Source organism: Cellulosimicrobium sp. 4261, assembly GCF_040546915.1.
Taxonomy (GTDB): domain Bacteria; phylum Actinomycetota; class Actinomycetes; order Actinomycetales; family Cellulomonadaceae; genus Cellulosimicrobium; species Cellulosimicrobium cinnabarinum.
Genome location: NZ_JBEPOQ010000001.1, coordinates 456,876 through 472,376, shown reverse-complemented (window position 1 = coordinate 472,376; position 15,501 = coordinate 456,876). Strand labels below are relative to the sequence as shown.

The window sequence follows — 15,501 nt, the reverse complement described above, 5'->3', positions numbered from 1 at the left end:
TCCCGGAGCGTACGTGGGCGAGCGGCCCCGCGTCTCGGGGTGCCCATGGGGCGAGGTCCCCATGCCGGGTGCGGACGGCCTGCCGACCCGGCGCGCGGTCAGGCCGTGAGGACGTCCGCGAGCCGCTCGAGGACGATGCGGCCCGCGGGCGGGACGCGGTCCGCGTCGGCCGGCGTGAGCCACGCGAGCTCGGCGATCTCGGCGTCCGGCGCCGGCTCGGGGGACCCGGGCAGCGGCTCGGCGTACAGGCAGTGCATCCGCACGACACGTCCGCCCAGACCGTGCCCCGGCGCCTCGGCGACGAACGCCGGGCGCACCGTCGCCGGGTCGAGGCGTACGCCGAGCTCCTCGTGGATCTCGCGCACCAGGGCCTCGGTGTCCGTCTCGCCGCGCTCGACCTTGCCGCCCGGCATGAAGAAGCGGTCCTTCCCGGTGGTCCGTACCGCGAGCAGGCGTCCGCCGCGGACGTTGACCCACCCGACGGTGCGCAGCGGTGGGAGGTCGGACGGCGGGGCCGACGCTCCGGAGGTCGAGGGGTCGGCGGGGCGGAGGTCGGGCGTGCTCACGTGTCCCACTGTGCCAGTCGGCGCCCACGGGCGGGTGGCCGGGGAACCTCGACGGCGCGTGGCGCACCCAGCGAACCACGCGCCGTCGGGCCTGCCCCTCGCGCGGCCCCAGTTCCGGCGAAGGGCGATCGTGCCGGGCCGAGGCCCGGCACGACGATCGTCACACCGACCAGCGGACCCTGCTCGGTGCGGACTCGTTCCAGACGCGGTCGAGCGCGGTCACGGCGTACGTGTACCGGCGCCCGCGCACGGCGGTCGGGTCGAGGAAGTCCTGGACCACCCGGCCCTCGGCCCGCTGCGTCGCGACGAGGTTCGCCGGGTTCTCGGTGTCCACGTGCTGCACCCACCCGTCGGCACGGTAGATCGCGAACGACGTCGCCGCGAACCGGCGGCCCCCGGCGTCGGTCCAGTGCACGCGGACGCCGTCGTCGCGCCAGCCGGCCCACGCGAGCACCGGTGTGCGGACCTTCGTGCCCGGGAGGTGCGGCATGGCCGGGACGAGCGCCGGGTACCGGTAGTGGTCGTCGCGCACGCGCGTCATCGAGCCCTGCGGGTCGGCCGGGACGTGCTTGGCCGAGAAGTACACGTTGCCGTGCACCGGGTGCTCCTGCTCCCGGCAGAACGTCAGGTGGTTCGACAGCTCGGCCGGGTCCGTGAAGACGCCCGACGTCACCTTGTACAGCGCCTCGCCGATGTACAGGTGCGTGCCGGACTGCGCGGCGACGTCGGCCCACCACGGGACGAGCTTCGCGTAGTCCGCGACGGCGAGCCCGAGCTGCCAGTAGACCTGCGGGTTGATGTAGTCGAGCCAGCCCTCGAGGACCCACTTGCGCGTGTCGGCGAACTGCATGTCGTACGACTGCGAGCCGCCCGTCTGGGAGCCGCGCGGGTCCGTCGACGCGTTGCGCCAGATGCCGAACGGGCTGATGCCGAACTTGACCCACGGCTTCGCCTGCTTGATGCGCTGCGAGATGGACTGCACGAACGTGTCGACGTTGTGGCGGCGCCAGTCCTCGATCCGGTCGAAGCCCGCGCCGTGGGCGGCGAACGTCGCCGCGTCGGGGATCGTCTCGCCCGCGACGGCGTACGGGTAGAAGTAGTCGTCGAAGTGCACGCCGTCGAGGTCGTAGTTCTCGACGCTGTGCAGGATCGCGTTCTTGATGTGCTCCTGCGCCGCGGGCAGACCCGGGTCGAAGTAGAGCTTGCCCCCGTAGGCCCACACCCACTCCGGGTGCTGCCGGGCGGGGTGCTCGGGGACGAGCTGCGCCGGGTCGGCCTGCATCGACACGCGGTACGGGTTGTACCAGGCGTGGATCTCGAGGTTGCGCCGGTGGCACTCCTCGACGACGAACGCGAGGGGGTCGTAGCCCGGGTCCCGGCCCTGCACGCCCGTGAGGTACTGCGACCACGGCTCGTAGGGGCTGGGCCAGAACGCGTCCGCCGTCGGGCGTACCTGGACGAACACGGCGTTGAGGCGGAAGTCGCGTGCGACGTCGAGCCAGCCCAGCAGCTCGGCCTGCTGCTGCTCGGCCGAGAGCCCGGACGCCGACGGCCAGTCGATGTTCACGACGCTCGAGATCCACATCGCCCGCAGCTCGCGCTTGCGAGGCGCCGGGGCCGCGGTCGGCGCGGCGTGGGCCGCGCCGGGCGTGGTGAGCGCGGCGGCCGGGGTGAGCGAGCCGACCGTCACGGTGAGCGTGCTCGCCGCGACGCCGGCCGTGGCGAGGGTGAGGAACTGTCGTCGTCCGACGCCGGCCGCTGCCGGGGCCGGGGACGTGGGGGAGCCGTCGAGCGTCATTGCTGATCCTCCGGGTCGTCGAGTATGTGGCAGATAGTTTCACAGAACATCGTGACTGTGAAGGTTTGCGCCACGCGAGCCCACGACGACGCCGATCACGGGGTTGTCGGCGCTCTGGAGCCCTTCGCGACAGCAGGGTCGTGGTCGAGTGCTCGTCGCCCGCGCGTCGCGGGCGGCGACACGCGGTGCGGCGCGGGTTCTGAGCTATGCCCTCGTGGCGAGAGTATGGTCGCGGGCATGGTATCCAAACCGCTCCAGGAGCCCGCGTTCCTCGTGCTCTCCGCGCTCGCCGCCGGGCCGCTGCACGGGTACGGCATCGCGCAGGACGTCGAGTCCAGCTCCGACGGGCGGGTCACCCTGCGCGCCGGCACGCTGTACGGCGCGATCGACCGGCTCGTCGCCGCCGGGCTCGTCGAGGTCGACCACGAGGAGGTCGTCGACTCACGGCTGCGCCGGTACTACCGGCTCACCCCCGAGGGTGGATCGCGCCTCGCCGCCGAGGCCGAGCGCGCCGAGGCGCAGGCCCGCCGGGCGCTCGAGCGTCTCGGTGCCCGACGCCGCACGGCCGCCCCGGCGGGCGACCGCACCGCGGCCCGCCCCGCGCCCGGGAGTGCCGGAGTGTCGCTCGACGGCGTGGCGGTGCCGGCATGAGCCACCTCGACAGCCATGACGGCACCGACGCCGTCGGGACGGTGCTCGTCGCGCCCGTCCTCGTGCGGGACTACCGGCGGCTGCTGCGCCTCTTCCCGTACACCTACCGGCGGGCGCACGAGGCCGAGATGCTCGGGCACCTGGTCGACGCCGCGCAGCCCGGGCAGTCACGGCCGACGTGGGCCGAGCGGTGGGACCTGCTGCGTGCCGCTGCGCGCGAGTGGCTGCTCGCGCCGCTGGGCTCGACCCCGCGGCAGCGGCGCGCGGCGACCGGGCTCCTTCTCGTGGTCCTCCCTGCCGTTCTCGTGGTCATGGCCGCGCGAGTCCTCGCGGTCGCCGCGGCGATCGTCCGGGCGATGCTCGGTCCGGACGGGCACGCGCCGCTCCTGGCGACCGTCCCGACGGCGACGATGTGGACCTTCTGGCTCGCGGCGGTCGCTCTCACGCTCCTCGGGGCGCAGCGCGTGGGCCTCGCGACGGCGGTGCTCGCCGCCGTCGCCGGGGTGGGCGGGCTCGTCCTGTCGCTCGGGTCCGGCAGCAGCTACGCCGCCTACCTCGACGCGCCGTGGGCCGCGGGGGTGGCGGTCTACGCGGGCGTGCTCGCCGGGCGGCGGACGTGTCGGGTCGGGCCCGAAAGGTGGACGCTCCGGGGCGCGACCCTCGGGGCGATGTCTCTGACCCTCGGCGCGTTCGTCGCCGCGACCTCCGCCGACGCGGCGAGCTTCGGGGTGCCCTGGTGGTCCGGTGTCGCGCTGAGCCCGTGGACGCTGCCCGCGCTCGCGGCACCGGCCGTCCTGCTCCTCGGGGCCGCGCTGCTGTGGCGTCGGACGCGGCAGGCGGTCCCGCTGCTCGGCGGTCTCGCTCTCGCCGGGCTCCTGAGCCGCTCGACCTTCTTCTGGTCGGGGACGGTGAACATCCAGACGGCGGACCTCGGCAACGTGCTCGGCCTGCTCGCGCTCGCAGGCGCCGCGACGCTCGTGCTGACCTGGGTCGTCAACCGCCTCGACGAGCTGGCCGAGGCGCGGGCGGCGCACCGCGCCGAGCTCGCCGCCATCGGCGGGGCGCCGGCCCGGGCCCGGTCGCACCCGGGCGAGCCGACCGCCGTCTGACCCGGGCGCCGTCGGGCACGACGGTGCGTGCGGACGAGAACGGGGTCGGCGACCGAGATCCCCAGGATTCGGTCGCCGACCCCGTTCTCGGCGCCGGCCGGTCAGTCCAGGTAGGTCTCGACCAGGCGGGAGGCGAGGCCCGTGTACGTCGCGGGGGTGAGGTCCGAGAGGCGCTGCGCGACGTCGTCGGGCAGGCCGAGGCCGGCGACGAACTCGCGCAGGCGCGCCGCGTCGACGCGCTGGCCGCGCGTGAGGTCCTTGAGGCGCTCGTACGGGTTCTCCATGCCGGGGACGCCCGCGACCGACGCCGCACGCATGGCCGACTGGATGGGCTCGCCGAGCACCTCCCAGTTCTCGTCGAGGTCCGCCGCCATGAGGTCGGCGTTCGCGGCGAGGGCCTTCAGGCCGCGGCGCACGTTGTCGATCGCGAGGAGCGAGTGGCCGAACGCCGGGCCGACGTTGCGCTGCGTCGTCGAGTCCGTGAGGTCGCGCTGGAGGCGCGAGGTCACGAGCGTCGCGCCGAGCGTGTCGAGCAGCGCGGAGGAGATCTCGAGGTTCGCCTCGGCGTTCTCGAACCGGATCGGGTTGACCTTGTGCGGCATTGTCGACGACCCGGTCGCGCCGGGCACGGGGATCTGCGTGAAGAAGCCGAGCGAGATGTAGGTCCACACGTCGGTCGCGAGGTTGTGGAGGATCCGGTTGAACCGCGCGACGTCCGCGTACAGCTCGGCCTGCCAGTCGTGCGACTCGATCTGCGTCGTCAGCGGGTTCCACGTGAGCCCGAGGCCCTCGACGAAGTGCTTCGAGACCGACGGCCAGTCGACGCCCGGGACGGCGACGGTGTGCGCGCCGTACGTGCCCGTCGCGCCGTTGAGCTTGCCCAGGTACTCGGCCGCGCCGACGCGGCGGAGCTGGCGGCGCAGCCGGTGCGCGAGGACGGCGAGCTCCTTGCCCAGCGTCGTCGGCGTCGCGGGCTGGCCGTGCGTGCGCGAGAGCATCGGCACGTCGGCGTGCTCGCGCGCCATGTCCGCGAGCTGGTCGGCGAGCGCCGTCGCGGCGGGCAGCCACACCTGCTCGACGGCGCCGCGCACCATGAGCGCGTACGACAGGTTGTTGACGTCCTCGCTCGTGCACGCGAAGTGCACGAGCTCGCCGACGCCGGGCAGCACCGTGTCGGGGCCCAGCGGCTCGGGCGCAGCGGCGAGGCGGCGCTTGACGAAGTACTCGACCGCCTTGACGTCGTGCACCGTCTCGCGCTCGATCTCCGCGAGCTCCGCGATCTCGGCGCCGCCGAAGCTGGCAGGGATGCGGCGCAGGTAGGCGACCTCGGCCTCGGAGAGCTGGGGCGCACCAGGCACGACCGGACGGACGGCGTTCTCGTCGACCGCCTGCACGCCGTTGCACAGCGTGATGAGCCACTCGACCTCGACGTGGATGCGCTCGCGGTTGAGCGCGGCCTCGCTGAGGTGGTCGACGAGCGGGGCGACCGCGGCGCGGTAGCGGCCGTCGAGCGGGCCGAGCGCGATCGGCGGGGTCACCTCGGCGAGGCTGACGCGGGCAGGGGCGGCTGCGGCGGGGTTCTCGGGCACGCCCCTGATTCTCCCACGCGTGCCCGACGGCGGTCGGTGCCGCCCGCAGTCCGGGCAACCGAGCGGTCGTGCGGCCCGTGGCCGTCCCCAGCGTCCGGTCGCGAGGGGTCGGTCCACAGCGTGCGACCGGTCCCCGCCGCCGGTCGGCGGGGGTCCGTACGGTCGCCGCCATGCCGACCCCGCCTCCAGCCCCGTGCCTCGCCGCACCCTTCGGGATCACCCGCGCCCGCGTCCAGGTCCTCACGGCCACGGACGACGCGGCGCGCGGCGCTGCTGCCCTGGGGCCCCCTGACCTCCCGTGGTCCGGGCAGGCGCGGCACGCGTTCGACGACGCGACGGCGGAGGTCCGGGCAGCCCTGGTCCGGCTCGACGGGACGCTCGAGTGCTGCCTCACAGGGCTGGACGCTCTCACCGTGCTCGCGGAGACGGACGTCGCGAGCCTCCGGGCGGAGCTCGCCGCGGTAGGCGGCGCGTGAGCGGGACGTGGCCCGCACCGTCCGTCGTGATCCGTGGCGGGACGGAGCCGACCGTGATCGAGACGGCGGCGGTCGTCGCGCAGGCCGTGGCGCTCGCGGGGCGCGCGGACCTCCTGGCGGGAGCGGCGGTGGCGCTGCGGGACGCCCGGCACGGCGTGGAGGTCACGACGGCGACGCCCACGGCGTTCGCCGGTCGGCTCACTCCGCCCGACCTGCTCCGGTCCGCCTCGGGCTGGAACCTGCCGACGACGCCGTTCTGGTCGGCGGAGGTCCGTGCCGCCCGCGCGGCCGTCCTCGACGAGCTCGACGCGGCGGTCCTGCTCGCCGAGCAGCAGGAACGGGGCCTGCGGCGGCTCGCCGCGCGTCTGCACCAGGCGGTCCGGGTGTACGACGACGCGGACGCCGCGGCCGCCGCCGGGTGGTCCGACACCGCGGTGGTCGTGGCGGGACGGCACTACGGGCTGGCGGGGGCGGGCGTCGCCGGGCTCGGGATGATCGTCGCGCAAGGCCTCGCCGGGCTCGCGCAGTCCCTGCTGCACGGGGGGCCCGCTCTCGGTCGGCTCGTCACGACGGGCGAGGCGCTGCACCCCGCGACCGTCCGCGCGCTGGGTCGCACGATCGGCATGCTCGACCCGGACCGCCCCTGGTACGCCGTGCCGACGGTCGGGAACGCGGCGGCGGTGCTGCGGGCGTCCGTCCAGCCGCTGCGCGACCGGTTCCTGCCCGACCCGGAGGTGCGGCGGGTCGACGCGGCGCCCTACGACCTGCCGACCCCCACGGACACGCGGTCCGCCCTCGGCGCCGTGGCGGCGCTCGGGAGCACGGACTCGGTGCTGAGCGTCCAGCGCATCGTCAAGGACGGCGGGACGCCGACGTGGGTCGTCGCGATCCCGGGCACCCAGCCCGGCAACCTCCGGACGGTGTGGAACATGACGTCCAACTACGACCTCATGTCCGACGACGAGTCCCAGCGCGCGCGGGCGGACAGCGTGCGGGCGGTGCTCGACGCGATGGGCCAGTCGGGCATCGAGCCGAAGGACGACGTCGTGCTCGTCGGGCACAGCCAGGGTGGCATGGTCGCGGCCACGATCGCGGCGGCGACGGTCGGGACCTACCAGGTGCGCCACGTGGTGACCGCCGGGTCGCCGGTCGGTGGGCACGACCTCCCGCCCGGCGTGCGCGCCACGCACCTCGAGACCCGCGGGGAGGGGGTCTCCGGCCTCGACGGGAAGCCGAACCCGGCGACGCCCGAACGCGTGACGGTGACCGGTACCGTCTTCGCGCCCGGCGGCGGGCCGCCGCTCGACGTGCCGCACTCCGTCGGCTACCACCAGGACGTGCTCGACGCCGCGGTCGAGGTGGGCGACCGCGGCCTCGAGGAGCACCTCGCCGACGTGGAGCACTGGCTCGACGGGGAGGCGGAGGAACCGCTCGTCTACGAGGCGCGTCTCGTCCCGGACCCCGAGACGACGTTCTGCGTCGGTGAGCTCGCGGTGCCGAGGCCGCCGTGGCCCCCGTGGCCGGCTCCGGACGGCGTCGTGACGGCGCCGGGTCCGTCCCTCGGCACGCCGGGGACGTTCGGGACGGCGGGCGGCTCCGGCACGCTCGGCGGCACGGGCACGCTCGGGGGCGCCGGGACGGGTGGTGGCGAGGACGATGCGCGGTGACGGCCCGGTGCCGTCCCCCGGCGGGCCGGTCGGGAGGGCGGGCGGCGGCGCGCGCGGTGGAGCGCTCGGGTCAGCGGTCCTGGGCCTTCGGCACGACGGCCGAGACGAGGAAGTTGATCACGGCGATGATGAGGGCCGCGAGCAGCGCCCACCAGAACCCGCCGATGATGCGGATGCCCCAGTCCGTCTGCTCGGTGATCCACGCGGTGAGCATGAGCATGAGCGCGTTGACGACGAGCGAGAACAGCCCCAGCGTGAGGATGTAGAGCGGGATCGAGAGGACCTGCACGATCGGCTTGATCACCGCGTTCACGAGCGAGTAGAGCAGCGCCACGACGAGGACGATCACGACCTTGCCGCCGGCCGTGTCGGAGCCGACGATCTGGAAGTGCTCGTCCATGAACAGGCTCGTGAGCCAGATCGCGAGACCGGTGATGAGGACGCGGACGACGAAGCTCATACCCGGCATCCTGCCATCCGGGCGGTCGTGCGGCACGGGCGCCGCGCGTGGCGCGCCGTCGTCCGCCACGGACCGCGGTGCACGAGTGGCATGATCGAGGACCGTGGCCCACGAACCTCGCGTCCCCCTGCGTCCTGCCGTCGCCGCCCTGCCGGCCTACGTCCCGGGGGCGCGCGTCGCCCCGGGTGCGGCGGCGTTCAAGCTCTCCTCGAACGAGAACCCGTACCCGCCCCTGCCCTCGGTCGTGGCGGCGATCGCCGACGCCGCGGCGGACGCGAACCGCTACCCGGACATGTACGCGACCGAGCTCACCGAGGCGCTCGCGGCGGACCTCGGGGTGGGGGCCGACGAGGTCGTCGTGGGCAACGGCTCGGTCGCGGTGCTCGCGCACGTGCTCCAGGCGTTCGTCGAGCCGGGCGACGAGGTCGTCTACCCGTGGCGCTCGTTCGAGGCGTACCCGATCGCGGTCGCGGTCGCGGGCGGCACGTCGGTGCAGGTCCCGCTGCAGTCCGGGGAGCACCGCGGGCGTCTCGACCTGCCCGCGATGGCCGCGGCGGTCACCGAGCGCACGCGTGTGGTCATGGTGTGCACGCCCAACAACCCGACTGGTCCGGCGGTGCACCGCGACGAGCTCGAGACGTTCCTCGCGGCGGTCCCGTCCGACGTCCTCGTGGTGCTCGACGAGGCGTACCTCGAGTTCGTGCGGGACCCGGAGGCCCCCGACGGTCTGGCGGTGTACGCGCAGCACCCGAACGTCGTGCTGCTGCGCACGTTCTCCAAGGCGTACGGTCTCGCCGGTCTGCGCGTCGGGTACGCCGTCGCGCGTCCGCGCCTCGCCGCCGGCGTCCGTGCCGTGTCGACGCCGTTCGGCGTCTCGCACGTCGCGCAGCGGGCGGCCATCGCGTCGCTCGGGGCGCGGGAGGAGCTCCTGCAGCGCGTCGAGCACCTCGTGGCGGACCGCACGCGGCTCGTCGAGGGTCTGCGGGACCAGGGCTGGTCCCTGCCGGAGTCGCAGGCGAACTTCGTGTGGTTCGACCTGGGGGAGCGCACGGCGCAGCGCGCCGAGGAGGCCCGTGCTGCCGGCGCGATCGTGCGCCCGTTCGTGGGCGAGGGTCTGCGCGTGAGCGTGGGGGAGCCGGAGGCGACCGACCTCTTCCTGCGCGTCAGCGCGACCTGGCTGTAGCCCTTCCTCGACGACCCTCTGCGTTCCGGCAACAGAACTTCCCCAGTTCGACCGAACCCCTGGTGCTCGCGCCTCCGGATTGCTACTTTTACGTAGCAATCACTTCCGAAGGGGGAGATATGAGGTTTGGTCGAGTACTGACGACGGCGATGGTCGCCGGGGTCCTGGCCTTCACACCGGCGGCGGCGTTCGCCGGCTCGCAGCTCGTGGGCGGCGGGATCTGGAACTACGGGACCAGTGCGGGGGCGATCTACTCGCACTACCTGCACAACACCCAGTGCCACGGTGCGTCCGTGCACAACGGGAAGCTCTACCGGGTGACCAACATCAAGCCCGGGGTCTGGGCGAAGGTGCACGCCAAGGACTGGCCCATGCGCGTGGACCACGCCTACTGGCACAAGTGCGCGTAGCACGGACGCAGGGCAGGGGCGGCGCCGTGCCGCCCCTGCCCGGTCCGGCGCGGAGCCCCCATGCCGAACAGAAGCCTCAGCCTGGCCTACGCCCTCGCGGTGGTCGTCAGCCTCTTCCTCGCCTTCTTCACGGTGCAGGCCTACAGCGAGTTCGCGGTCCGGGGCTTCGACGCCCAGCTCCGCGTCGACTCCCTCGGCACCACCGTGTCGAGCGCCGAGGTCTACGGGACGATCGCGACCTTCGCGACCTCCCGCGACTGCACCGTCGCCAAGGTGACCTTCGACCTCACCGACGTCTCGACGCGGCACCTCTCCGTCCTCGGTGACGGCTCGGCCGACCCGGGCGGGCGGTGGCTCGACCACGGGGTCGCCGACTTCAGCCGGGGCGTCACGACGCAGGTGCACCCGGGGTCGGAGCTCGGGGCGACGAGCCCGGTGGGCTCCTACGGGCTTTCGTGCGGCACGGCCGAGGCCCAGGCGGTGGCCGCCGCGCTCCGGGAGGCCGGTGTGACGGCGTCGGCCGACTCGTACCCGACGCTGATCTCGTGGCACCGTTACCTCGCGGGCACGCCGATCCCGGCGGGCTACGCCATCGCGACGGTCGCCGTCGTGCTGCTCGCGGGGTGCGGTGCGCTCCTCAACGCCCGGGCGTACGCGGTCCAGCGACTCCAGGGCGCGCCGTTCTCCAGCATCCTGGGGCGTGACCTCGCGCCGATCGGCCGGCGCCTCGTCGTCCACCTGGGCGTGGCCACGGCCGTCTGCGCGGTCCTCCTCGGCGCCTACAACGGGTTCGCCCAGCTGACGACGTTCCTCGGCCTGGCCCTCCCCGTCCTCGCCGGGCTGCTGCTCGTCACCGTGACGGCCCACGCCGTCTCGGCGGCCGCCGCGCAGCGCATCCCGCTCGCGGCCGCGATCAAGGGCGAGTCCGTCGGGGCCTGGGTGGTCCCCGCGGCGTTCGGCGTGCGGCTCTGTGCCCTCCTCATCCTCGTCGCGTCGATCTTCTCCGCCGTGCACGCGGGCCAGCTCATCGCGGGCCAGCAGGCCGCCCGCTCCGCCTGGCAGAGCGCGGGCGACGCGACCTCCGTGGGCGTGGGTGGTGACGACCAGGCCCGAGCGGGCGAGTTCGCGCAGCGGCTGGGCGAGCTGGTCGTGCGGGCGCTCGACGACCGCGAGGCCGTGCTCGCCGCGCAGCAGCCCGTCTCGGCGTTCGGCACGGTGACGGTCGCGCCCGAGGACCAGCCGGTCCTCCTCGTGAGCCCGTCCTACCTCGCCGAGCAGGACGTCCGCGACGCGGCCGGGTCGCGGCTCGCGCCGCCGCCGGGGACGTGCCTCACGCTCCACCTGCCCGCCACGCTCCGGGCGGACCAGCAGGACGACGTCGCGGCCGCCGTCGGCTCGTGGGCGGAGTACTTCGGCGCGACGTGCGCCGTCGAGCGCGGTGCGCCGCTCGCCGAGGGCAGCACGCTCTTCGACTACGGCAACGCCGCGGACCCGAGCGCGTCGCCGCTCGTGGACGACCCCGTCGTGCTCGTCGTCGACCCGTCCTCGGAGGTCGTCAGCGCCGACGGGTACGGCGCCTACACCTCGACGGGGGACGTGGTCTTCCTCGACCCGGCGTACGTGCTGGAGGAGAGCCGCGCGGCGGGCATCCGCGACTACGTGCTGTCGGTCACCCCGATCGCCGACGCCGCGGCCGAGGAGTACCAGAAGCTCGTCCGGAGCTTCCGGCTCGGGCTCGCGAACATCGCGGCGGCCGCCGGCGTCGTGCTGCTCACCGCGGTCGTGGTGTCGAGCGCGTACACGGGGCGGTACGCGCAGAGCGTGTTCGTCCGCTACATCGCGGGGTGGTCGTTCGCCGCGCGGTACCGCGCGGCGTTCCTCGCCGAGGCCGCCTCGGCGGTGCTGGTCGTCGCGTACGTGGCGGCGAACCCGCCGCGGACGCCACCGGCCCTCGGGGCCGTCGTCGCGGCGGCCGCGCCGCGGCTGCTCGGGGGAGCGGAGCCGCTCGTCGCGGTCGCGGTGTGCCTCGTGTCGTCCGCCCTGCTGGTGACCGCGCTCGCCGTGGCCCAGCGCAGGCTCCTGCGGACGCGATCCAGTGACAGCTGAACGAAGGGGGATGGCGATGATCGAGGTCGTGGGTGCGGCCAGGTTCTACGGGGCGCGGACGGTCTGGACGGGCCTCACGCTGAGCGTGGAGGCAGGCTCGATGGCAGGGCTCGTGGGATCGAGCGGCTCGGGGAAGACGACGCTGCTCAACTGCCTGGGCCTGCTCGACCGGCTGGACGCGGGGACGCTGTTCGTGGACGGGCGCGACGTCACCGCGCTGAGCCCGCACGGGCGACGCCTGTTCCGGCGCGACGAGCTCGGGTACCTGTTCCAGAACTACGCGCTCATCGACAACGCGACGGTCGCGACGAACCTCGACGTGGCGCTCGTGGGCCGGGGCGTCCGGCGGGCGGACCGAGCGCGTCGGCGTGAGGAGGTGCTCGAGCGCGTGGGCCTCGGCGGCTACGAGCGCGCTGCCGTCTACGAGCTCTCGGGCGGCGAGCAGCAGCGGGTCGCCGTGGCGCGGCTGCTCCTCAAGCGTCCGCGCGTCGTCCTGGCGGACGAGCCCACCGGGGCGCTCGACGAGGGGAACGCCGACGCGATCGTCGGGCTCCTGCGCGAGCTCGCGGACGAGGGGCGCGCCGTGGTGGTCGCGACGCACAACCCGCGCGTCGAGCAGGCGTGCGACACCGTCCTCGAGCTCGGCGCCTCGACCCAGCACGTGGCCCGCGCGCTCGTCGGCGCGGACGACGACGGCACGCCGTAGCGGGCGGGCGCCCGCGGAGCGGTTGCCGGGTCCTGGACACGCGAGAAGACTCGCGGCATGGACAACCAGGAGTGGGAGCAGTTCGTCGAGGACAACGGCTGGCTCTTCGGGGGCGCGGCCCTGGTCCTCTACATCGCGGTGGCGGTGATCTTCTTCATCGCCTACGTCCGGATCATCCAGAAGGCCGGCTACTCCGGCTGGTGGGTGCTCGTGGGCCTCGTGCCGATCCTCAACGTCGTCATGTTCCTCGTGTTCGCGTTCTCGCGCTGGCCGGTCCTGCGCGAGCGCGACGCGCTGCGCTCGGGCGGCGTCTACCCCCGGTAGGGCCGACCCCCCGCGGGCCGGGGGTGCGCCGGTCGGGATTGGAGGTTATCTACAGCCCGTCGTGACGGACCTTGGGCGACACGTCGGAGGCGCTACCTACGGGGTCGTAGCCTACGCTTGCGTAGGCTACGGAGACGTAGGTTCCGACGGCGCCCCGCACCGGGCGCCTCCTGCCCCCGAGCGGGCCGGCCGCACGGCCGGGCCGCACCGAAGGAGAGTCGCGTGACCGAGAACGACGCGAGAACCGGCGTGCGGGACGCTGCGAGCACGCACCCCGACCTCCCCGACGTCGCGGGCGGTCCCGACGACGCACCCCTGCTCCAGCTCGTGACCCCGGCCGGCGCCCGCGTCACGACCCCCGAGACCGACGCCTACCGCGAGCGCGTCGCCCACCTCGACGCCGCGGCGCTGCGCGGGCTCTACCGCGACATGGTGCTCACGCGCCGCTTCGACGACGAGGCGACGTCGCTCCAGCGCCAGGGCGAGCTCGGCCTGTTCGCCCAGGCGAAGGGCCAGGAGGCCGCGCAGATCGGCTCGGGCCGCGCGCTCGCCCCGCAGGACTACGTCTTCCCGTCGTACCGCGAGCACGGCGTCTCGCACGTGCGCGGCATCGACCCGACGGCGCGCCTGCGCCTCTTCCGCGGCGTGGACCACGGCGGGTGGGACCCGACGGCGCACAACGTCCACCTCTACACGCTCGTCATCGGGTCGCACGCGCTGCACGCGACGGGGTACGCCATGGGCGTCCAGCGCGACGGCCTCGTCGGGTCGGGCGACCCGGAGCGCGACGCGGCCGTCGTCACGTACTTCGGCGACGGCGCGACGTCGCAGGGCGACGTCAACGAGGCGCTCGTCTTCGCGGCCGTGAACAACGCGCCGGTCGTCTTCTTCTGCCAGAACAACCAGTGGGCGATCTCGGAGCCGACGTCCCGGCAGACCCGCGTGCCGCTCTACCGCCGCGGCGGCGGGTTCGGCATCCCCAGCGTCCGGGTCGACGGCAACGACGTGCTCGCGTGCTACGCCGTGACCGCGGAGGCGCTCGAGCGCGCCCGCTCCGGCGGCGGCCCGACGTTCGTCGAGGCGTTCACCTACCGCATGGGCGCGCACACGACGTCCGACGACCCGACGAAGTACCGGTCGCGCGCCCAGGAGGACTACTGGCGGCGTCGGGACCCGATCGACCGGCTCGAGAACCTGCTCCGCGCCGAGGATGCGTGGGACGACGCGTTCGCCGCCGACCTGGCCGCCGAGGCCGACGCGCTGGGCGAGCGGCTGCGCGACGAGATCCGCGCGCTCGCCGCGCCCGACCCGTCGAGCATGTTCGACCACGTCTACGCGACCCCGAACGCCGTGGTCGAGCGCGAGAAGGCGTGGTTCGCCGACTACCAGCAGTCCTTCGAGGAGCCGACCGCGGAGGTGGCGCGATGAGCGACAGCAAGACCCTGACCCTGGCCCGCGCCATCAACGAGGGGCTGCGCCGGTCGCTGGAGAACGACCCCAAGGTCCTGCTCATGGGCGAGGACATCGGTGCGCTCGGCGGCGTCTTCCGCGTGACCGACGGCCTGCAGAAGGACTTCGGCGAGGACCGCGTCGTGGACACGCCGCTCGCGGAGTCCGGCATCCTCGGCACCGCGATCGGTCTCGCGCTGCGCGGCTACCGGCCGGTGTGCGAGATCCAGTTCGACGGGTTCATCTTCCCGGCGTACGACCAGATCACGACGCAGCTCGCGAAGATGGGCTACCGCTCGGGCGGGAAGCTCCAGGTGCCCGTCGTGATCCGCGTGCCGTACGGCGGCGGGATCGGTGCGGTCGAGCACCACAGCGAGAGCCCCGAGGCGCTGTTCGCGCACACGGCCGGCCTGCGCGTCGTGTCGCCGTCCACGCCGCAGGACGCGTACACGATGATCCAGGAGGCCGTCGCCTCGCCGGACCCGGTGCTCTTCTTCGAGCCCAAGGGCCGCTACTGGGAGAAGGGGCCGGTCGACGTCGCGGGCCGCGGCGAGGGCGCGACCGTGCTCGACCGGGCGCGTGTCGTCCGCCCCGGCACGGACCTCACGCTCGTCGCCTACGGGCCGACCGTCGCGACCGCGCTCCGCGTCGCCGCGGCGGCCGAGCAGGAGGGGCGCAGCATCGAGGTCGTGGACCTGCGCAGCATCTCGCCGCTCGACACCGCGACGGTCGTCGAGTCCGTCCGCCGGACGGGGCGCTGCGTCGTCGTGCACGAGGCCCCGACCTACCTCGGCTCGGGGGCCGAGGTCGCGGCGCGCGTGACCGAGGAGTGCTTCTACTCGCTCGAGGCGCCCGTGCTGCGCGTCGGCGGGTTCCACACGCCGTACCCCGTCGCGAAGATCGAGCACGACTACCTGCCGAGCCTCGACCGCGTGCTCGACGCCGTCGACCGCGCGTTCGCGTTCTGACGCGCGTCCGCCGCGACCTCGACAGCGCCGACCGGGACC

15 protein-coding genes are annotated in these 15,501 nt (G+C 74.2%); 11 read left to right on the top strand and 4 right to left on the bottom strand.

Features of this window, described 5'->3' with window-relative positions; translation table 11 throughout:
• Nucleotides 1-98: 98 nt before the first annotated feature.
• Nucleotides 99-566, bottom strand: a complete 468-nt coding sequence (locus ABIE39_RS02135; protein WP_222592380.1) for an NUDIX hydrolase — start codon at nt 564-566, stop codon at nt 99-101.
• 160 nt (nt 567-726) lie between these two features.
• Nucleotides 727-2,364 carry a family 10 glycosylhydrolase gene (locus ABIE39_RS02130; protein WP_175008748.1) on the bottom strand — a complete coding sequence of 546 codons (1,638 nt, stop codon included), beginning with the start codon at nt 2,362-2,364 and terminating at the stop codon, nt 727-729.
• Between the two features lie 237 nt (nt 2,365-2,601).
• Between ABIE39_RS02130 and ABIE39_RS02125 the strand changes: the two genes are divergently transcribed.
• Nucleotides 2,602-3,015 carry a helix-turn-helix transcriptional regulator gene (locus ABIE39_RS02125; RefSeq protein WP_175008747.1) on the top strand — a complete coding sequence of 138 codons (414 nt, stop codon included), beginning with the start codon at nt 2,602-2,604 and terminating at the stop codon, nt 3,013-3,015.
• Nucleotides 3,012-4,124, top strand: coding sequence for a hypothetical protein (locus tag ABIE39_RS02120; protein WP_209828011.1), 1,113 nt, complete (start codon nt 3,012-3,014; stop codon nt 4,122-4,124). The genes ABIE39_RS02125 and ABIE39_RS02120 overlap by 4 nt, the downstream gene beginning before the upstream one ends.
• A 101-nt stretch (nt 4,125-4,225) precedes the next feature.
• On the opposite strand, the gene purB is transcribed toward ABIE39_RS02120, so the two are convergent.
• On the bottom strand, nt 4,226-5,713 hold the full coding sequence (gene purB, locus ABIE39_RS02115) for an adenylosuccinate lyase (RefSeq protein WP_209828013.1): 1,488 nt from the start codon (nt 5,711-5,713) through the stop codon (nt 4,226-4,228).
• A 170-nt stretch (nt 5,714-5,883) separates the two neighbouring features.
• Here purB and ABIE39_RS02110 point away from each other — a divergent pair, with 170 nt between their 5' ends.
• Together ABIE39_RS02110 and ABIE39_RS02105 are read left to right on the top strand one after the other, a co-directional pair.
• Nucleotides 5,884-6,189, top strand: a complete 306-nt coding sequence (locus ABIE39_RS02110; RefSeq protein ID WP_354050204.1) for a hypothetical protein — start codon at nt 5,884-5,886, stop codon at nt 6,187-6,189.
• Between the two features lie 53 nt (nt 6,190-6,242).
• Complete coding sequence (locus tag ABIE39_RS02105; protein ID WP_354050202.1) at nt 6,243-7,856, top strand: PGAP1-like alpha/beta domain-containing protein; 1,614 nt, start codon at nt 6,243-6,245, stop codon at nt 7,854-7,856.
• 70 nt (nt 7,857-7,926) lie between these two features.
• Here the strand turns inward: ABIE39_RS02105 and ABIE39_RS02100 are convergent, their stop codons facing one another.
• On the bottom strand, nt 7,927-8,316 hold the full coding sequence (locus tag ABIE39_RS02100; protein ID WP_021483630.1) for a phage holin family protein: 390 nt from the start codon (nt 8,314-8,316) through the stop codon (nt 7,927-7,929).
• A gap of 103 nt (nt 8,317-8,419) precedes the next feature.
• On the opposite strand from ABIE39_RS02100, the gene hisC reads away from it, so the two are divergent.
• The 7 genes from hisC to ABIE39_RS02065 all read left to right on the top strand — a co-directional run bounded on the left by hisC (nt 8,420) and on the right by ABIE39_RS02065 (nt 15,462).
• Nucleotides 8,420-9,499, top strand: a complete 1,080-nt coding sequence (gene hisC, locus ABIE39_RS02095) for a histidinol-phosphate transaminase (RefSeq protein ID WP_354050200.1) — start codon at nt 8,420-8,422, stop codon at nt 9,497-9,499.
• Nucleotides 9,500-9,618: 119 nt separating this feature from the next.
• The gene (locus tag ABIE39_RS02090; protein ID WP_021483224.1) at nt 9,619-9,909 is read left to right on the top strand and encodes a lactococcin 972 family bacteriocin; all 291 of its coding nucleotides are present in this window, start codon (nt 9,619-9,621) and stop codon (nt 9,907-9,909) included.
• A 60-nt stretch (nt 9,910-9,969) separates the two neighbouring features.
• A complete protein-coding gene (locus tag ABIE39_RS02085; RefSeq protein WP_354050199.1) occupies nt 9,970-12,015 on the top strand; it encodes a bacteriocin-associated integral membrane family protein in 2,046 nt (681 codons plus the stop codon).
• A 10-nt stretch (nt 12,016-12,025) separates the two neighbouring features.
• Nucleotides 12,026-12,721: an ABC transporter ATP-binding protein gene (locus ABIE39_RS02080; protein WP_255180250.1), complete on the top strand. Its 696-nt coding sequence runs from the start codon at nt 12,026-12,028 to the stop codon at nt 12,719-12,721.
• A gap of 57 nt (nt 12,722-12,778) precedes the next feature.
• A complete protein-coding gene (locus ABIE39_RS02075) occupies nt 12,779-13,045 on the top strand; it encodes a DUF805 domain-containing protein (protein WP_209828022.1) in 267 nt (88 codons plus the stop codon).
• Between the two features lie 249 nt (nt 13,046-13,294).
• The gene (gene pdhA / locus ABIE39_RS02070; protein ID WP_502914827.1) at nt 13,295-14,473 is read left to right on the top strand and encodes a pyruvate dehydrogenase (acetyl-transferring) E1 component subunit alpha; all 1,179 of its coding nucleotides are present in this window, start codon (nt 13,295-13,297) and stop codon (nt 14,471-14,473) included.
• Nucleotides 14,470-15,462, top strand: coding sequence for an alpha-ketoacid dehydrogenase subunit beta (locus ABIE39_RS02065; RefSeq protein WP_043656580.1), 993 nt, complete (start codon nt 14,470-14,472; stop codon nt 15,460-15,462). The genes pdhA and ABIE39_RS02065 overlap by 4 nt, the downstream gene beginning before the upstream one ends.
• Nucleotides 15,463-15,501: the final 39 nt, after the last annotated feature.

Excerpts from the sequence above, each read along its gene's own strand:
- ABIE39_RS02130 (WP_175008748.1), bottom strand. The coding sequence starts at position 2,364 with ATGACGCTCGACGGCTCCCCCACGTCCCCGGCCCCGGCAGCGGCCGGC.
- ABIE39_RS02125 (WP_175008747.1), top strand. The coding sequence starts at position 2,602 with ATGGTATCCAAACCGCTCCAGGAGCCCGCGTTCCTCGTGCTCTCCGCG.
- ABIE39_RS02120 (WP_209828011.1), top strand. The coding sequence starts at position 3,012 with ATGAGCCACCTCGACAGCCATGACGGCACCGACGCCGTCGGGACGGTG.
- ABIE39_RS02110 (WP_354050204.1), top strand. The coding sequence starts at position 5,884 with ATGCCGACCCCGCCTCCAGCCCCGTGCCTCGCCGCACCCTTCGGGATC.
- ABIE39_RS02100 (WP_021483630.1), bottom strand. The coding sequence starts at position 8,316 with ATGAGCTTCGTCGTCCGCGTCCTCATCACCGGTCTCGCGATCTGGCTC.
- ABIE39_RS02090 (WP_021483224.1), top strand. The coding sequence starts at position 9,619 with ATGAGGTTTGGTCGAGTACTGACGACGGCGATGGTCGCCGGGGTCCTG.
- ABIE39_RS02085 (WP_354050199.1), top strand. The coding sequence starts at position 9,970 with ATGCCGAACAGAAGCCTCAGCCTGGCCTACGCCCTCGCGGTGGTCGTC.
- ABIE39_RS02080 (WP_255180250.1), top strand. The coding sequence starts at position 12,026 with ATGGCGATGATCGAGGTCGTGGGTGCGGCCAGGTTCTACGGGGCGCGG.
- ABIE39_RS02075 (WP_209828022.1), top strand. The coding sequence starts at position 12,779 with ATGGACAACCAGGAGTGGGAGCAGTTCGTCGAGGACAACGGCTGGCTC.
- ABIE39_RS02065 (WP_043656580.1), top strand. The coding sequence starts at position 14,470 with ATGAGCGACAGCAAGACCCTGACCCTGGCCCGCGCCATCAACGAGGGG.